General features: G+C 48.9%; 21 protein-coding genes. 17 read left to right on the top strand and 4 right to left on the bottom strand.

Annotation, left to right across the window (positions count from 1 at the left end):
* The first annotated feature begins 134 nt into the window (after positions 1 to 134).
* From ACYZZ0_RS02120 to ACYZZ0_RS02140, 5 genes are all read left to right on the top strand, one after another.
* The gene (locus ACYZZ0_RS02120) at positions 135 to 2084 is read left to right on the top strand and encodes a TonB-dependent receptor domain-containing protein (RefSeq protein ID WP_461534916.1); all 1950 of its coding nucleotides are present in this window, start codon (positions 135 to 137) and stop codon (positions 2082 to 2084) included.
* Positions 2085 to 2165: 81 nt separating this feature from the next.
* Entirely contained in the window at positions 2166 to 3821 is a 1656-nt protein-coding gene (locus ACYZZ0_RS02125) for an ABC transporter ATP-binding protein/permease (protein WP_461534917.1), read from the top strand.
* A gap of 9 nt (positions 3822 to 3830) precedes the next feature.
* Positions 3831 to 4475 (top strand): class I SAM-dependent methyltransferase, encoded by a 645-nt coding sequence (locus ACYZZ0_RS02130; protein ID WP_461534918.1) that lies wholly within the window; start codon positions 3831 to 3833, stop codon positions 4473 to 4475.
* 102 nt (positions 4476 to 4577) lie between these two features.
* Entirely contained in the window at positions 4578 to 5063 is a 486-nt protein-coding gene (locus ACYZZ0_RS02135; RefSeq protein WP_461534919.1) for a GNAT family N-acetyltransferase, read from the top strand.
* Between the two features lie 3 nt (positions 5064 to 5066).
* The gene (locus ACYZZ0_RS02140; RefSeq protein ID WP_461534920.1) at positions 5067 to 5522 is read left to right on the top strand and encodes a VanZ family protein; all 456 of its coding nucleotides are present in this window, start codon (positions 5067 to 5069) and stop codon (positions 5520 to 5522) included.
* Between the two features lie 70 nt (positions 5523 to 5592).
* Here the strand turns inward: ACYZZ0_RS02140 and ACYZZ0_RS02145 are convergent, their stop codons facing one another.
* Positions 5593 to 6363, bottom strand: a complete 771-nt coding sequence (locus ACYZZ0_RS02145) for a hypothetical protein (RefSeq protein ID WP_461534921.1) — start codon at positions 6361 to 6363, stop codon at positions 5593 to 5595.
* A 182-nt stretch (positions 6364 to 6545) separates the two neighbouring features.
* Here ACYZZ0_RS02145 and ACYZZ0_RS02150 point away from each other — a divergent pair, with 182 nt between their 5' ends.
* From ACYZZ0_RS02150 to ACYZZ0_RS02165, 4 genes are all read left to right on the top strand, one after another.
* Positions 6546 to 7820 (top strand): ATP-binding protein, encoded by a 1275-nt coding sequence (locus ACYZZ0_RS02150; RefSeq protein WP_461534922.1) that lies wholly within the window; start codon positions 6546 to 6548, stop codon positions 7818 to 7820.
* Positions 7813 to 8364 carry a response regulator transcription factor gene (locus tag ACYZZ0_RS02155; protein ID WP_461534923.1) on the top strand — a complete coding sequence of 184 codons (552 nt, stop codon included), beginning with the start codon at positions 7813 to 7815 and terminating at the stop codon, positions 8362 to 8364. The genes ACYZZ0_RS02150 and ACYZZ0_RS02155 overlap by 8 nt, the downstream gene beginning before the upstream one ends.
* A 147-nt stretch (positions 8365 to 8511) precedes the next feature.
* Positions 8512 to 8970, top strand: a complete 459-nt coding sequence (locus ACYZZ0_RS02160) for a GNAT family N-acetyltransferase (RefSeq protein WP_461534924.1) — start codon at positions 8512 to 8514, stop codon at positions 8968 to 8970.
* Between the two features lie 30 nt (positions 8971 to 9000).
* A complete protein-coding gene (locus ACYZZ0_RS02165; protein ID WP_461534925.1) occupies positions 9001 to 9615 on the top strand; it encodes a nucleotidyltransferase domain-containing protein in 615 nt (204 codons plus the stop codon).
* On the opposite strand, the gene ACYZZ0_RS02170 is transcribed toward ACYZZ0_RS02165, so the two are convergent.
* Together ACYZZ0_RS02170 and ACYZZ0_RS02175 are read right to left on the bottom strand one after the other, a co-directional pair.
* Complete coding sequence (locus tag ACYZZ0_RS02170) at positions 9600 to 9998, bottom strand: gamma-glutamylcyclotransferase family protein (RefSeq protein WP_461534926.1); 399 nt, start codon at positions 9996 to 9998, stop codon at positions 9600 to 9602. The two genes, ACYZZ0_RS02165 and ACYZZ0_RS02170, sit on opposite strands and share 16 nt — an antisense overlap.
* Before the next feature lie 80 nt (positions 9999 to 10078).
* Positions 10079 to 11008: a hypothetical protein gene (locus tag ACYZZ0_RS02175; protein ID WP_461534927.1), complete on the bottom strand. Its 930-nt coding sequence runs from the start codon at positions 11006 to 11008 to the stop codon at positions 10079 to 10081.
* A 142-nt stretch (positions 11009 to 11150) separates the two neighbouring features.
* Here ACYZZ0_RS02175 and ACYZZ0_RS02180 point away from each other — a divergent pair, with 142 nt between their 5' ends.
* The 8 genes from ACYZZ0_RS02180 (at position 11151) to ACYZZ0_RS02215 (ending at position 15674) form a co-directional block, all read left to right on the top strand.
* Positions 11151 to 12416 carry a GNAT family N-acetyltransferase gene (locus ACYZZ0_RS02180; protein WP_461534928.1) on the top strand — a complete coding sequence of 422 codons (1266 nt, stop codon included), beginning with the start codon at positions 11151 to 11153 and terminating at the stop codon, positions 12414 to 12416.
* Positions 12417 to 12534: 118 nt separating this feature from the next.
* The gene (locus ACYZZ0_RS02185; RefSeq protein WP_461534929.1) at positions 12535 to 12930 is read left to right on the top strand and encodes a hypothetical protein; all 396 of its coding nucleotides are present in this window, start codon (positions 12535 to 12537) and stop codon (positions 12928 to 12930) included.
* A gap of 128 nt (positions 12931 to 13058) precedes the next feature.
* Positions 13059 to 13361: an antibiotic biosynthesis monooxygenase family protein gene (locus ACYZZ0_RS02190; protein WP_461534930.1), complete on the top strand. Its 303-nt coding sequence runs from the start codon at positions 13059 to 13061 to the stop codon at positions 13359 to 13361.
* A gap of 82 nt (positions 13362 to 13443) precedes the next feature.
* Entirely contained in the window at positions 13444 to 13899 is a 456-nt protein-coding gene (locus tag ACYZZ0_RS02195; RefSeq protein WP_461534931.1) for a protein-tyrosine phosphatase family protein, read from the top strand.
* Positions 13892 to 14332 carry a bleomycin resistance protein gene (locus ACYZZ0_RS02200; protein WP_461534932.1) on the top strand — a complete coding sequence of 147 codons (441 nt, stop codon included), beginning with the start codon at positions 13892 to 13894 and terminating at the stop codon, positions 14330 to 14332. The genes ACYZZ0_RS02195 and ACYZZ0_RS02200 overlap by 8 nt, the downstream gene beginning before the upstream one ends.
* Positions 14319 to 14804, top strand: coding sequence for a hypothetical protein (locus ACYZZ0_RS02205; RefSeq protein WP_461534933.1), 486 nt, complete (start codon positions 14319 to 14321; stop codon positions 14802 to 14804). The genes ACYZZ0_RS02200 and ACYZZ0_RS02205 overlap by 14 nt, the downstream gene beginning before the upstream one ends.
* 55 nt (positions 14805 to 14859) lie before the next feature.
* On the top strand, positions 14860 to 15210 hold the full coding sequence (locus ACYZZ0_RS02210) for an SH3 domain-containing protein (RefSeq protein ID WP_461534934.1): 351 nt from the start codon (positions 14860 to 14862) through the stop codon (positions 15208 to 15210).
* Positions 15211 to 15371: 161 nt separating this feature from the next.
* The gene (locus ACYZZ0_RS02215; protein ID WP_461534935.1) at positions 15372 to 15674 is read left to right on the top strand and encodes a hypothetical protein; all 303 of its coding nucleotides are present in this window, start codon (positions 15372 to 15374) and stop codon (positions 15672 to 15674) included.
* Positions 15675 to 15696: 22 nt separating this feature from the next.
* Here ACYZZ0_RS02215 and ACYZZ0_RS02220 read toward each other — a convergent pair whose 3' ends face one another.
* Positions 15697 to 16092: a PPC domain-containing DNA-binding protein gene (locus tag ACYZZ0_RS02220; protein WP_461534936.1), complete on the bottom strand. Its 396-nt coding sequence runs from the start codon at positions 16090 to 16092 to the stop codon at positions 15697 to 15699.
* Positions 16093 to 16161: the final 69 nt, after the last annotated feature.

Consider the following 16161-nt stretch of genomic DNA (forward strand, 5'->3'; position numbering starts at 1 on the left):
TCGATACCTATGTCAATCTAATTGATAATGATTCGCGTTTGTGTATACTTGCGCCGTCTTATAGGAGTGGCTTGTCAGCCATTATTCATGTGGCTGACAAACCGGGCAAAACACACAACCGGTCATTCAATCCAATGCAATTCAACAAGCTGTCTCTCTGTATCGGGCTTTCTATAGCTCTTGCCAATACGACATATGCTGGCAGTTCCGATAAACAAACCCCTCTACAGCTGCAACCTGTCGTTGTTACAGCCACCAAAACCGAAGCCAACCTGGTCGATATTCCCCAGTCTGTATCTGTTATGACAGATGAACAGATCAGTGAAATGAGTCCTGACAGTGTCTATGAGGTGCTGGAATGGATGCCCGGTGTCAGTATCAGCTCTTCCAACCCCTATTATGCCCAGCCTTCGGTGCGCGGTTTAAGCGGCGCCCGGGTGGTAATCAATATAGATGGCCTGAACCAGACCATGGACAGCACCAAGGGCATGGAATTATCACCTTTCAACATTGATCCGTTCCTGATCAAACAGGTTGAAGTCCAGAAAGGTGCATCGTCGGTTCTCTACGGCTCCGGTGGTCTGGGAGGTGTTATTGCCCTGAAAACCAAAACCGTGGATGACCTGCTGCAGCCAGGACAAAGTGTCGGTGGTTTTGTCCGGTCCCAGTTCGGTGATTTGTATGATTCGCTGCAAACGACAGCCGGTGCCTATGGTCGTACCGATAAGGGTGAATTTGACTGGCTGGTGACAGGCACCAAATATCGTGATGACCGGGGCCAGAACGGCAGCTCCAGCAAGAATGACAACCACAAGTTCAGCAGTACCTTTGGCTGGAACCCGGATGCAGACCAGCGTCTGGCACTCAAACTGGAGATGGGGAAACGGGATTATATCAACAAGACCCTTGTTAACCCCGACAAGGCCGAGGATAAACGGGCGCAGTTAAATTACGACCTGAAACGCGGTGACCATATCAACCTGAAAGCATTGCTGGGTTACAGCGAACAGGAACGCAAGGCTTCCATGGTGAATGCCAGTGCCGGCCAGCAGGATACCGATGTCAAACGTATCCAGTTTGATCTGCAAAACAGCCATTTTCTGGTGCTGGGACCGACCGATCATGAAGTAACTTACGGGGCTAACGGCTATCAGGTCGAGCAGAAAGGAACCGTTAACGGCAAAGCTGACAGTTTTATTAAACCTGAAGGCAAGCGCAGAGAAACAGCGCTGTTCCTGCAGGATCGTATCGACTGGTCCGATTTTACCTTCATTGCAGCAGTGCGCCAGAACCAGTACAGAATGACCTCATCGGCTAATGGTGATGTAAAGCGGAATGACCTGCTGCCCAGTGCCGGTGTGACCTACCGGGCGACAGACTGGTTGTCTTTGCATGCGAATTATTCTGAAGATTTTCGTGCGCCAACGGTTGATGAACTCTATACCACCAAACGTTATGACAACGCGCCGATTGACATCATTGCCAACCCCAACCTGAAGCCGGAAACCAGCAAGAACAAGGAGTACGGCTTGACTCTGCATCATGCCGGCCTGTTCACAGTCAGTGATGAGGTGCTATTGAGAGCGACCTACTTTGATCAGGATATCAAGGATATGATCACTGTCGCCTTTCTGCGGGTCAACCCGGATACCAATCGTCGCGAGTTTGGTTCCATCAACAAGGCTTCGGTCAACAGAACAGGATTTGAGGTTGAAGCGCAGTATCGTTATGAGCAGGTGTCATTTGCCGTTGCAGCAGACAGCGTGAAGGAAAAAGACAAGATTACCGGCGATACCGATGATCACCCGGATACCCTGAAACTGAAACTGACCTACAGCTTGCCTCAATATGCCATGAAAATGAGCTGGCTGGGCCGTGCAGCAGAGCGTAACAAGCGCAATAAAACCGAATATGCCGGTTATATGACTCATGACTTCCGGGTAGTCATGAACGATGTGGCTGCGATCAAAGGCACTGAGGTCAGCTTTGCATTGAACAATGCATTTAACAGGGAGTACCGAACCAATTACGGTGCAACCGGTGAAAAGCGCAATTTCCATGTCGGACTGGCTTATAAATTCTGACCTGACCCGACTGTTATAACCCTTCTCCAGATCGCTGGTGGCTGATTTAACCCGGCCACCAGCCCTTCAGTATTCAAGCAAATGAAGCGTATCAAAACTTTCTTGGCACTGGCGGCACCCTATTGGAAAAGCCGGCAGGGACGTATTGGCTGGTTGCTGCTGCTGACCACCTGCACACTGCAGGGTCTGGTGACCTACAGCAGTGTTAAATTCGCTGAATGGAACAGCACTTTTTACGATGCACTGGAAAGCAGGGATCCTTCCCGGATTTTTGAGCAGGTCATCTATTTCGTGCTGCTGCTGTCATTTATGTCGATTGTGAATGTCAACCAGGGTTACTTTCTGGAATGGCTGAAACTGCACTGGCGACGCTGGATGAATCAGCATACGACAAGGAACTGGCTGTCACAGAACCGGTTTTATCATCTGCGTCAGCAACAGGATGTCGATAATATTGATCAGCGTATCAGTGAAGATATTCGACTGTTTATCAATGATGCGCTGGGTCTTGGCTTCAGCTGCCTCAGTGCGGTGCTAAGTGTTGGCAGTTTTTCGGTGGTGCTATGGCAATTATCCGGTTCGCTGGACTTTGAATATGCCGGCGCGGCCTACAGTATTCCCGGTTATTTGCTGTTTGGTGCCATTCTGTATGCGCTGATCGGTTTTCTGTTTGCCCGGGTTGTAGGCCGCAAGATTCGCCCTCTGAGCTGGAAAAACCAGAAAGCGGAAGCTGACTACCGTGGTCATATTATGCGGATTACCGAGCATAATGAGGCCATCGCCTTTGCCAACGGGGCTGATCGTGAACACCTGTCTTTAAAAAACTACTTCTCCACGGTCTACAGCAATTCCAAGGATCTGTTGAAAGAAAAGCGCCGTTTTAATCTTTATACCCTGTTTTATGGCCAGACCATGCTGGTTGCACCACTGGTGTTGTCCATGCCCCGTTATCTGTCAGGTGCCCTGAGTCTGGGTGATCTTATGCAACTGCGGATAGCGTTCTCGCAGGTTGTTGGTTCACTCAGCTGGTTTACCGATCACTACGCTTCGATCATGGAGTGGTTTGCCACCATGGATCGTTTAGCTGAAGTACTGGAAAAAGTGGAGAATACCGGTGCGGAGTCCCGGATTAACTATCAGTCCGGCCAGAATGCCATTGAAGTGAAGGATCTGACCCTGTTCAAACCGGACGGAGACCACTTGCTCAGTCTGGGACAGTGGAGCCTTGGCAAAGGGGAGCGCTATCACTTGAGCAGTCAGTCCGGTTCCGGCAAAACATCCCTGATCAAGGCTCTGAAAGGCTTATGGCACAATGCCTATGGTGAGGTGAGGGCGCCTGACGATATTCTGGTGTTATCCCAGCGGGACTTTATTCCCTATGGCTGCCTTAAAACGGCAATGACTTACCCCCACGATCCAGAACAGTTCACGGCCGGGCAATATCAACAGGCCCTGAATCGTGTCGGGCTGGACAGTCTGGCTGACAAACTCCATTTACAGCAAAACTGGCATCAACTGTTGTCTGGCGGTGAACGACAGCGACTGGTACTGGCCCGCTGTTTCCTGCTGCAACCTGACTGGTTGATTCTGGATGAATCATTGTCAGCAATTGATGAAACCAGTGGTCGCAAGATTGTAGAAAAACTGGTGGACGATCTGCCACATACCGGGATGTTGTGTATCTCCCATTCAGGCTGGACCCGGCAGTATTTTGGCAAGTCGCTCAGTATCAGTTAGGAATAGATTATGTCGTCTCGAAAACAGCTATCCGATCTGGATTTCAGGCATGTCAGCCTGTATTCCGAAACGTTGATCAATGAACAGTTGTACAATGCGTACAGCCTTATAGCCAAAGATCGCAACCTTGATGAGCTGGTGTTTCTTGATGCTGGCTGTGGCAGGGGACAATTGACGCGTGAACTTGCTGATCTTGTTTCCCGGCCCGAACAGGTTCTGGGTTGTGATATTGACAGGGATTGCATTGAATTCAGCCGGAAAATGAACCCGGCAATACAGTATTTTCAGCATGACCTGTTGCAGCCATTACCTGAGCAGCAAAAATTTGATGTGATTTTTCTGACAACGGCACTGGCCCAGTTTTCTCACCAGGATCAGCAGCAAGTCCTGAACAACCTTGAAGCCTGTCTGAATCCGGGCGGCTACTTTTTTATTCTGGATGTTAATTCAGACCGAACCGGGGCGATGTTCAGCCAGCTGAAGCAGACAAAAGAGTATGCGGTTATTTATAACCGGAAGCTTGCCCGGTCTTTATTGGGCATCAAGCCCGCGGTGATGTTGGCCGGACGTGTCCCGTTCCTGTTTCTGCGCCTGATGGAAGCTATTGTGCCCGGAAGAAATATGCTTCAGTTGCTTGTTGTACAAAAAACATAGCCATTACAAGCATTACTTTGTGATATCGGGCATATTTTTTGCCCGACGAGTCTGGTATACAGGGCAGCTGTTGAAAGTTGCCCTGGAAAACCGGCTGTTCCGATGCTTGAGTTCAGATCCATATCACCACAGCAGGCTCCCCTTGAGCTGCTGCTTGAAGCGGACCCGTCAGAAGCCTGCATCCGTAGCTATCTGGCAGATAGCGGGTGCTTTGCTGCCTTCTCCAATCAGGATATTGTTGGTGTTTGTGTCGTCAAACAACAATCCCCGGCATCGGCGGAGTTATTCAATATCGCTGTATCGCCCCGGTGCCAGTCGGGTGGTATTGGCAGCAGACTACTGCAGCATGTTCTCCTGAGTTTGAAATCCAGAGGAATAAATTCAGTAGAACTGGGTACCGGTACTTTTGGATATCAGCTGACGTTTTATCAGCGGCTGGGGTTTCGGGCTACCGCTGTTATCCGCAACTTTTTTCTGGATCACTATGATTTTCCGGTGATGGAAAACGGTATTCAGCATAAAGATATGCTGCGTCTGGAATGTGATCTTGGGCAGCTGGAAAATACCTACAGTACAGGCGAGGGTTAACAAGTGACAGACCTTTCCACCAACCCCGACCATTTCAAGCCTGGCCGCACAATACGTTTTCTTACCTTGGGTTTTCTGTTGTTTCTCGCCTGGGTTATTTATCTGGCCGACACCGGGGGCAAGCTCTATATCATGGACCTGGTGCGATCAATTCCGTATGGGGACAAGCTCGGACATTTTGCACTGTTTGGTCTGCTGACCCTGGGGGCTAATCTTTCGATGGGGTGCCGCCGCTGGACAGTGCCTGGAAAGATATGGTTCGGCCGGCTCCGGCTGTATCGGGGCGCAACGATTGTGACAATTGCAGTGGTGCTGGAAGAGTGCAGCCAGTACTTTCTTCCGCGGCGTACATTTGATCTGGGTGATTTGGCAGCTGATATGGCCGGTATTTTATTGTTTTGTTTGATTACAAAATGGTTTGTCCGACTTCGACAGGGAGCCGGGGCTGTTCCGGTATAGTGTGTAGTTATTGGTGAGATAGCAGGCAACACTTGCCTGCTATCTGTTATCCAAACTTATTTCTCTGCCTTTAGCTGGCAACAGCTTGCTGTTTCTGGTTTCTAACCTGTGTTTGTTTGCCCCGCCGTTTATATTTGCGACGCAAGTCATCAACTGTCAGAACAACCCCGCTAAACAGGAAAATCAGTGACAGGACAGTAAAGAACTTCAGCAGGCTATTGTTGAAATTCTCGCCTTCCCAGTAATCCATAATATGCAGCCGCCACAGGGCGTCATAGAAAACCCAGAAGTCATTACGGGCTTTCAGATAGCGTCCGGTTTCAGGATCAAAATACAGCCGGGTTCCCACCCAGTCATCGAAACTGGCCAGCCAGACATTGCGGCGGCCGTATAATTCATCAACCAGCCCCAATATTCGGGGCTCAGCCTTTTCAACCAGTTGCACCTCAACACTGGCATTACCGCTATAAATTGACCTGGCGTAGTCAGAAATCTGCTGCTGGTCCGGACGCGTAGCCGGTGCGCCCTGAGTTAAATTAATCCAGAGGGTTTCATCACTGTAACTTATCTTCAGCAGTGGTCCCTGGGCGCTGTTCAGGGTTGTAACGGCTTCAGGTGCTCCCCGGCCTTCGGTTGCATGGATGGCCTGTTGCAGCCAGTTACCGGGCAGATCCTGAGCGATATTTTTATTGACGAAGTCACCGCTTTTTATAATCGGATTAAACGGCACCAACGCAAAGAATACGCCGCCCACAATCCATGCCATAAACTGTATCCCCACCAGCCAGGCTATAACGCGGTGAGCCTTGCGGGCAAGACGAGTCAGGTTGTTTCGAGCCATTACTACTCCTTTATTCTGGTCTGGCTGAATACGGCGGATTATATCCAGATGAGTTGCATCTTTTGCTGTGGCAAATTGTCGCAAGATTTGTCTCGATGGAATCAGATAGAATGGCTGCTTATGATCACTTAAGTGTTTGATCCCGGAAGGAAAAGCCTGTCCGGCGGATGTAAGTTACGGCTATGCCTCTATCGAAAACGATTGAACAAAAAAATCTGAACAGTCTGAATAATATCCGTTTGATTATCCTGCTGACGGAACTGGCCGGACTGGTATTTGCCTCCCTGTATTTCACCGAAATCCAGCTGAACTGGGCACCGTTACTGATTGTGTCCGGGACCGGCTTGCTACTGATCAGTTATACTTTCTTCAACAGTCGCCACCAGAGAGGTATTTCCTACCCCCGACTGTTCAAACAGTTATTGGCAGATATTATGCTGCAGACCCTGTTTTTCTACTGGTGCGGCGGTTACACCAACCCGTTTATCTTTGTCTATCTGGTCACGGTTGCTATTAGTGCTGCACTGCTGCCGGTCAAGCAACGCTGGCTGATTACCACCCTCTGCATCGTTTGTTACACCTTGCTGCAGAAGTGGTATCACCCACTGGTTGATTCCCATAGCGCTCATAACTCCTTGCAACCGATGTTTATTATGCATCTGGCGGGTATGTGGCTGACGTTCAGTGTTTGTGCCTGTCTTGTTACCGGTGTTGTGGCCCGGATGGCTGATACTGTCAGAGCTCACAAGGCCGAGATCACAGCCAGCCGGGAGCAGTTATTACGAAACGAGAGAATACTGGCGGTCGCCACTACGGCGGCAGGTGCAGCGCATGAGCTGGGCACACCGTTATCAACCATGAGTGTACTGTTGGGCGAGATGGCAGAAGACGGTGATGCTTCTACCCAGTTGAAAGACGATATTCGCCTGCTGGGTTCGCAGGTTAACCTGTGCAAGGAACGGCTAAATAAAATCGTCCAGTCAAGCCGTAATCAGGATACCCATATCGTCCCGGCCCGGGACTTTATCCTGTCCCTGCTGGATGAGTGGCAACTGATGCGTCCGGAAATTCCTGTCGGGTTTGATTATTCAGCCAGTTCTGTCTGCCAGATTGAAACCGATCAGTCGCTGACGATGGCAATGATCAACCTGCTGGATAATGCCGCTGATGCCAGCCCTGACTTTGTAAAGCTGGGTATTCTGCAGCGGCAGGATAGCGTAGTTCTGCAAATAGAAGACCGTGGGCCAGGTATTGATCAGGAAATAGCCCGTCATCCGGGCATAACCACTTTCTCAACCAAAAAAGATGGTATGGGTCTTGGATTGCAACTTAGTGTCGCAACGATTGAACGATTAAATGGCACTGTACATATATATAGTGCCCGATCCGAGTGTGGTGAAAAACCTGCAGGTACCATAACCGAAGTAAGATTTCCGGAGATTTCCAGTTGTGTCTGATACTGTAGAGCCCGGCCTCAAACTTTTGCTGGTCGATGATGATGAGATCTTTTGTAATGTGCTTGCCCGCGCCATGCGTCGCAGGGATATGGATGTACGTGTCGCGCATTCAGCCGAAAAGGGCAGGGCCATGCTGCAGGAATTTACTCCGGATCTGGCGGTTGTTGATCTGAAAATGGCAGGTGATTCCGGCCTGACCCTGATTCCTGAACTGGCAGCACTTAACCCGGATATGCGTATTCTGATGTTGACCGGTTATGCCAGTATTGCGACGGCAGTAGAAGCGATTCGGCTCGGTGCCACCAATTATCTGTGTAAACCGGCTGATGCTGAACAGATTCTGGCCGCTCTTTACAGAAACCCGGATGAGTCAGAGCTGGCTCCGGTCAGTAACCGGCCATTATCGGTAGAGCGGTTGGAGTATGAACATATCCAGCGAATACTGCTGGAAAATGATGGCAATATCAGCGAAACCGCAAGGCTGTTGGGCATGCACCGCAGGACACTGCAACGCAAACTGAGTAAAAATCCGGTGAAGGCCTGATCCGGATAGGCCCTCACCGGACTGCACAAAATTATCGCTTACGTATAATGCCTGAAGCGGTAGTATTTGTGATGTGGCATAACGTCGCAGCATTTTCACCTTCCTGCCGGGAGAGAATGGGAGAGCAGATCAGGGATGAGTTCAATCATGTTCAGAAACGGAACAGGACAAGACAGTGACTGGCTGTTCCGGCTTTATAAAGCCACGATGAAATATCATGTTGAAACGGCTTATGGCTGGGATGAAGCATTTCAACGCCAGGGCTTTCGCCGCGAGCTGCCTGCGGAAGAATTTATGATTCTGCTAATGGATCGAAAACCGGTTGCCGCTTATCTGATCCGTAACCATCCGGATCATATCTGGCTGGATATGATTCTGGTTGAACCTGAATTTCAGGGACGGGGATTGGGAAACCTGATGATGGAGCGGATTAAACAGCTGGGGCATGATACAAATCTGCCAGTCAAGCTGACTGTACTGAATACCAATACGGCCGCCCAATGGTATCAGCGGTTGGGTTTTATGTTGTATGAAACCAATCTGGTATCCCGCAACTTTCACTGGTGGCCTCAGAACAGTGGAAGTGATGTATCAGAGTCGCAATAATATGGGCCTTTCGTCAGTAATAAAAAGATCATGGACAGCATTACCGAACAGGCCGTTAAAGAGGTTGTAGCCCGATACAATCCCCATACTGTTATCGTTTATGGTTCAAGGGCTCGGGGCGATGCTACCCCTGGCAGTGATATCGATATTATCTGTTTTGTGGATGCCCCTGAAGTAACCAAGGATGCCCGGCTGTTTAACGGTGTATTTCTGGATGCCTGGATTTACTCGACCGATGCCATGAAACCGGATGAACCGGAGTTTCTGCGACTGGGTGACGGTATCTGTGTCAGGGATATCCGTGGAGCAGGGCTGCCTTTTCTTGATGCTATTCAGCACAGGATCAGTCAGGGCCCCGATCCGTTATCCGATGAAGACAAGCAGCATACCCGGGAATGGGTAATGAAAATGATGGCCCGTGCCGGGCAGGACGATATTGAGGCTCATTACCGCAACAGCTGGCTCCAGTTTGAGCTGTTACCCATCTATTTTCAGCTGCGTGATCTATGGTATTTCGGACCGAAAAAGGGTTTGGCCTGGCTGAAAGATAATGACCTGGATGGCTATCAGCTGTTTGAATCAGCTTGCGCAAACCCACGGAGCAAACAGGATCTTGACCGACTGGTACGCTATGTCACTGACTGATACCGTCGCCAGTCTCCATCCTCGATAACCGGCAGGTGACGAACCTTTTTGTCGGGGATATGGTAAATCCATGCTTTCATCTCTTGTCCCGATTCCAGCCTGACAGCTACCTGTGAGCGGTCATAGAGTGACGGATAATCTTCCAGTTCATCCAGCCGAGCCTTTAACCCCTGGTCACTGACGCGATAGACCTCGACCCTGACCGGGCTTGTTGCCTGATCTGTAGCAACGGCCGGGTAGGGGCCGAGTGAGTACAGGGTATAGTGATCGCAGGTAAAGCCTTCCCCTATATATTCTGCATCAATATCAGTCAGATAATGATGGTATCGCAGATCTTTGAGCAGGGTGCCGTATACTGCCAGCAGTTGGTGTGTTTGAGCCATGTTATGCATTGCTTCATGATTTTAAGTCAGGTGACAGAGCGTATGATATCAGTCTGATTCATAAAACTATTTGCTCAGGTTTACTTCTCGTAGAGGTGAAGGTAACTGCATTGGGTGTAATCATGTCCCTGCACACTCTGATATTTGCACCTGATAATGGGAAACCACTTTTCTTGTAGCATCAGCTTTTGCAACAGTCTTGCGACTTCAATCGATGGATGATAGTGATTGCAGCGGGGAGATGCGCATTCTCCACATATGAAGGAAAGACAGATCACTCGTGTCTTGCATTCTTTCTCATCCAAATGCAAAAACTTACATTGTTGCACTGGGGGCTTATCATGCTTGCACCAGCCAGCTTTCAAGAATTCCTTACAATACCCATTGCAATGTATCTGATCCGGATTCAGGAAATAAGCTAGTCGCAGATGTCCTGCCAAGTTGCACTCCATCACAATCTGACTCGTCTGTGTTTCTGCTCGTGGACGCTTTCTCTTTCCCAGTTTTATTAACTTATCTTCAACAGGAGTGGGCATTTGCTGGGCATTTACATGACTGGAAGTAGCTGCTGGATTCCCGTCAGACCGCAACCTGACTGACTGTGTGGCATGAGTTTGCTGATACGATGGCTGTCCGCTTTGATACAGTGCGGGTAATGTTGAACGAGCTGGAGCAGGATAAACCCTACGCTGGGCTGTCATTCCAGGGTTGACAGTAACAGCAGCCTGACCAGAGAAGGGAGAGCAGCTGAACTGTGGAAGGGTTGCAGGATGAAATGGATAACCGGAGACAGGTTCTCTCAAATAATTAAACCCGCTCATTAGATAGTGACCATATTGAAGGGCTGCCTGTTGAGCCTCTTCCTGATTATCCGAACACCAGATAAATACCTGTTGAAAGGGGTTGTAAAGAATGGGTTGCTGAAACTGGTTATAAAGAGGGCACTGATACCAGACAGCTAAAACTGGAGCACAAAAAAGCAACAAGACCGACTGAAACAACCTTGCCATTTTATTTTGCCTTATCATTGTTTGAGCGTAACTGTAGTCTGAAACCACAAAGATTCCATCTGGCAATAATCTTCAGTATTGTTCGTTTTCAGAACTAAAAATAATGCTTTAGAACATAACAATAATGATTCCAGATCAATCCATGCTTGAACTTGCCCGGCAAGTTCAGCAAGAGCGGTATGTTGATGCCCGGGCGGTGTTTCTGGCAGGCTCAACAGTAAGGGGTAAGGCCACAAGTTTTTCCGATCTGGACCTGATCGTTGTCTATGAATCGCTACCTCATGCCTATCGGGAATCCTATATCTGGCACTCCCGACCAGTAGAGGCCTTTATTCATGATTCTGAAACGCTGGATTACTTCTTCAGTCGTGTAGACAGGCCCAATGGTATTCCATCGTTAATGAATATGGTTGTTGAAGGCATTGAACTGACACCGGCAGATGAATTTTCTCAGAAGCTGAAAAGTGAAGCCCGGCGCTATCTTGAAATGGGGCCTCCGGTACTTGGACCGGAAGAGCGGGATCTGGCACGCTATTTTCTGACAGATTTGCTGGATGATATTCGGGCTCCGCGCAACTATCAGGAGCTGATTGCTTCGGGTGGCAAGTTGTATGAAAAGCTGGCTGATTTTTATCTGCGGGCAAGCAATCACTGGTCTGCCAGTGGCAAGGCAATTCCTCGTCGTTTACAGCAGGTCGATCCAGAGTTTAGCCAGAAGTTCGATCGCAGCTTTGAAACCCTGTTCAGGGACGGTGACCCGAGCCAGGTAATCCTGCTTGTTGAAGCCGTACTTGCGCCGTATGGCGGTGTACTTTTCGATGGGTTTCAGCGACCTGCACCGGCAAACTGGAAAAGTAATGGGTTCTCTGCGAACAAGGCGCAGGAGTCAGTCTGTGATATTCGACTGGCAACCGATATCGACTTTCACCAGCTTAAACCTCTGATGTATGAACTTGACCGGTTTCACTACCAGCAGGAACCGGAACGATACCGCTCTCCTGAAGAAATGGACTGTCAGCGCACTGAGAAGAATATCTGGAGTCTGTACCAGTCAGGCCAGATTGAGGTCATTGTTGCGATCAATAACGAAAAGATGGTCGGGATGGTGTCCGGCACCATCAAACAGCAAGCGTCTGTTACTTCAAAGTCCTGTCGGCGGGGCTTTATAAATGAACTGGTGGTTCTGCCGGAGTATCGTGGCAGTGACTGCTTCGGCAGAACCCTGGCAGCCCGGCTGATGCAGAAAATGGAATCTCACTTGCAGCAACAGCAGGTTGAGGAAATCGCTTTAAGTGTTGCCGGCTTTAACAAACAAGCCATCCGTTTTTATAAAAAGCTGGGATACACCGCTACATCTCATATGATGGCAAAGAAAGTACAACCTGACCCGAAGCAGAAACCGGCATGAAAATAATATCAGGCTCTGGTATAACCCTTCTATCGGCAGTAGGTAGATTCCGCATTTCGATGGATGACTCACTGCTGTAAGCAGTTTTTTGTTTTATCAGCTCAGTACAATAAGAATTATGAAGATAAACAACCATATTGGCGTTTTTGCCCTCTCGATTTTTGTGATCTCCGTTCTGCTGTCGACCTATACAGCATTTTATTACGACATTGTCTGGAGCCAGGGGCTACTGATTGGTGTAGCAGACGGGGTGCTGCATGTAGTGACCGGATCTCTCGGCTATTGGGCCGGAACCCGGATGACCGGTATGAAACCAGTCAGTAGCAAGGTAAGGGTCGATGCAGCGATTGCCTATGGTCTTGCATTTTTCCTTAGTAACCTGCTGGGCCTGTTTGCCCTGTCAGCCTTTTTATTCCCACTGTTGACCGGTGTCTGGGCGTTTCTGATTGGCTGGCGTCTGAACCGCAAGCCTCGTGACAAGAAGGCCGCACCGACAATTGAAAAAGCTGTTTAGTACGACAATATATTCTGCCCTTTTGGTCCCTCTTGATGGTGCTTTGATTGATTAATTCAGAGCACCTTTATTCCTGTTCATTAGAGAGACTTTCTCTCGTGTCTTGAGTGAAGTCATAAAAGAGTCCGATGCAAGATAATACGATCCTTGAAGTGGCAGTGCTGGATGTCAAAACAGGCCAGACTGAATCCTTTGAAGCCGCATTTGCTGAAGCTCAGCAGATTATCAGTCAGATGAATGGCTATATCTCTCATGAGTTGCAGTACTGTCTGGAAAAACCGCATCGCTATATTCTGCTGGTTCGGTGGCAGACACTGGAAGACCATACCGTGGGCTTCAGACAGTCAGCTGAATATCAGCAGTGGAAGCAGCTGTTACATCATTTCTATGAGCCGTTTCCGGAAGTTGAGCATTACCAGCGAGTTTATTGAACGTATCTGTGATGTCTTATAAAAAATGAAGCCTGCATTAGTCTATCCCGTTCATGGTCTCTGTAATGGCCGGTTTTCCATCATGCCACACCCTCGCGGTGGGGAATTATTATCATCAGAAATATCGCGCCTGAAGCAACTTGGCTTTGAAGCCGTTATCTCAATGCTGACCCCGGAAGAGCAACAGGCATTGAACTTGCTTGATGAAGCTGCCTGCTGTGAAGCGGCAGGACTGGTTTATCTGAACTTTCCCATTCGGGATGAGGTGGCTGACTCTGATCTGGCAACATGCCGATTTATTGATCAGCTGGAGCAGTTGCAGCAGCACAAGCATAAAATTGTGTTCCATTGTCGTGGCGGAGTAGGGCGCTCATCGATGATCCTGAGCTTGCTGGCAGCCCGGTTGGGCGTTAAACCGGAACATAGCTTTGAACTGATCTCTCGCAGCAGGGGAGAACAGGCACCAGAATCTGAGTATCAAAAACAGTGGGTTATAAAGCTGTCCACTAAAAAAGAAGAATTTGTAGAGAATGAGTGAATACTGGAACCCGATGGTGCCCGAATTATCGGTAACGGATTTTAACCGGTCATTTGAGTTTTATACTGAATTGCTTGGCTTTTCGGTTCGTAACAGGCGAGAGAATCCCGACTTTGCCTATCTGGAAAACGAGCAGGTGCAGATCATGCTGGAGCAACTGCATGACGAAGCCTGGCTGACGGATGACGTGAGCTATCCCTTCGGGCGTGGAATAAATTTCCAGCTGGAGTTAGCTGATATTGAACCGGTTTATAACCGGCTTCAGCAGGCAGAGGTTCCGCTGTACAGGGATATGAACGAGGTCTGGTACGATACTGGCTCCATGCTATCCGGCCAGAAAGAATTTCTGGTACAGGATCCGGATGGTTATCTGCTGCGTTTTACCCAGTACCTGGGAGAAAGGGAAAAGGGGAGCGGACATGTCGCAGGATAATAAGCAGGCTGCACTGAAGTGGATTGTCGAGTTATTAAACCGTCGTAATATACCCTTTGCCGTCTGCGGCGGGCTGGCGGCAATCAGTTATGGCTCCACCCGACCACTGAATGATATTGACCTGTTCGTGCCAGCGCAGTATTTCCAGCAGGCGGTTGAGGCGGGCAGGGCGTATATATCAAAACCGGCACAGCATTACTGTGAAGTTAGTGAAGGATGGGATCTGGAATATGTTCAGTTCATTTATAGAGATGTCAAAATCGAAATTGGCAGTGCTGATCATATGAAAATTTATGATCGCTCTGTTAAGGAGTGGGTTCCGCTTGAAGTCGACTTTGCTGAAGTATCAATACGGAAGGTGTTAGGGCTTGAGGTTTCTGTCTTGTCAAAGCAGGCGCTGCTGGATTACAAGGCCATTCTGGGACGCGAGGTTGATCTCCTGGATATTGCTGCTATTAAGGGCAATCGATAACACCTGACTTGCACTAATAAAAAATTACGATTCAGTATTGCAATGGATTACAAAAATGTCACGTGAGTATGACGATGAGGTTGTAGTTATTACTGCCCACCGGTCAAATTATCCAAACCCTGTTACTTTCAATGAAGGAGAGTCATTTGAAGTAGGGCGACGGGATGATGAATATCCGGGCTGGATCTGGGTAATAACCTCTGACGGTAATCAGGGCTGGGCTCCGATACAGTATCTCAAGACCAGCAAGGGCAGGGCGTTTGCTCTGAAGGACTATAACGCAAGAGAATTAAATGTTAATACGGGTGACAAGCTTCACCTCCATCATACTCTGAACGGTTGGGTCTGGGCTTCCGACAAGGAGAATTCAAGTGGCTGGATTCCACTTGAATGCCTGGAAATCTGAGCGCTGGTTCTTCACTGAGTCGATAAAATCAAGACAACAATAAAAGAAATATCTGTGAAGCATTTCCTTCCACTGAGCCCGGTTGAGGAAGAAATATAGAAGGGCTGTAACTGCTATAGGATAACTTAAACTGATCAGAACGAGATAAAGGGAGCATGACCTTGAAGACACAGAATTTGTTTATCGTGGATTCATCAGGAACAAAAATTCCGCTGGAGTTTGAGGGCAGGTTGTTGGTTGAGCTCGGCAATGGCACCACACTGGAACTCTGCGTCAATGATATCGGTAAAGGCCCTGAGCCTTGTGCGCTCCCGATAGAAGTCAGTATTACCGGTCAGGAAGGCACACCGGCTCAACCTTCAGATGCTTCTTTTGCTGTATTGCAGATCACTCCGGGAGCCTGCAATGTAGTACACCTTTCAGCGAAGGCGTTGCCCCGAGACAAGTCCCGGGAGCAAAGCTGAAGCCTGAGTAGAGTACCAGGGGTTATGCGGAAATAACTTCCAATTCTTTGTAACCTGTATCCGGATCAGGATGGCGCTCAAACCGCTGTCCTGATATTTCTCCCAGCACAATTTCTGCCGTGGTATATATCGGGCAACCACTTGTCAGATGACCACCGGTAACCTGACCGTTGCTGTCAGCCACACTGATATGCAGATGAACGCCGTCTGGACCCAGCGTTCCTGTCAGTGAAACAATCTCGAAGGGCCCTTCAAAGGTACGGTATTGAGTGGCGTCAGCCAATCTGAGTCGAGCCTGTTTCAGGCTGCCAACACACGTCAGTATGCAGCCAGCCTGAAGTTGTTTTTCAGCCGCAAACTGTTCTATGCCGGTGCGAAGATCAACATCAGGTTTCAGGCGAAAAGCAAAAGTATGCATTATCTTCTCTTGGTATAGTCAATCGATCTGGCATAAGTTTACCAGACAGGTCTCAAATTCTGTTCTGGT

Origin of the sequence: Spongorhabdus nitratireducens (genome assembly GCA_947387575.1) — a bacterium.
GTDB lineage: Bacteria > Pseudomonadota > Gammaproteobacteria > Pseudomonadales > Endozoicomonadaceae > CANDOC01.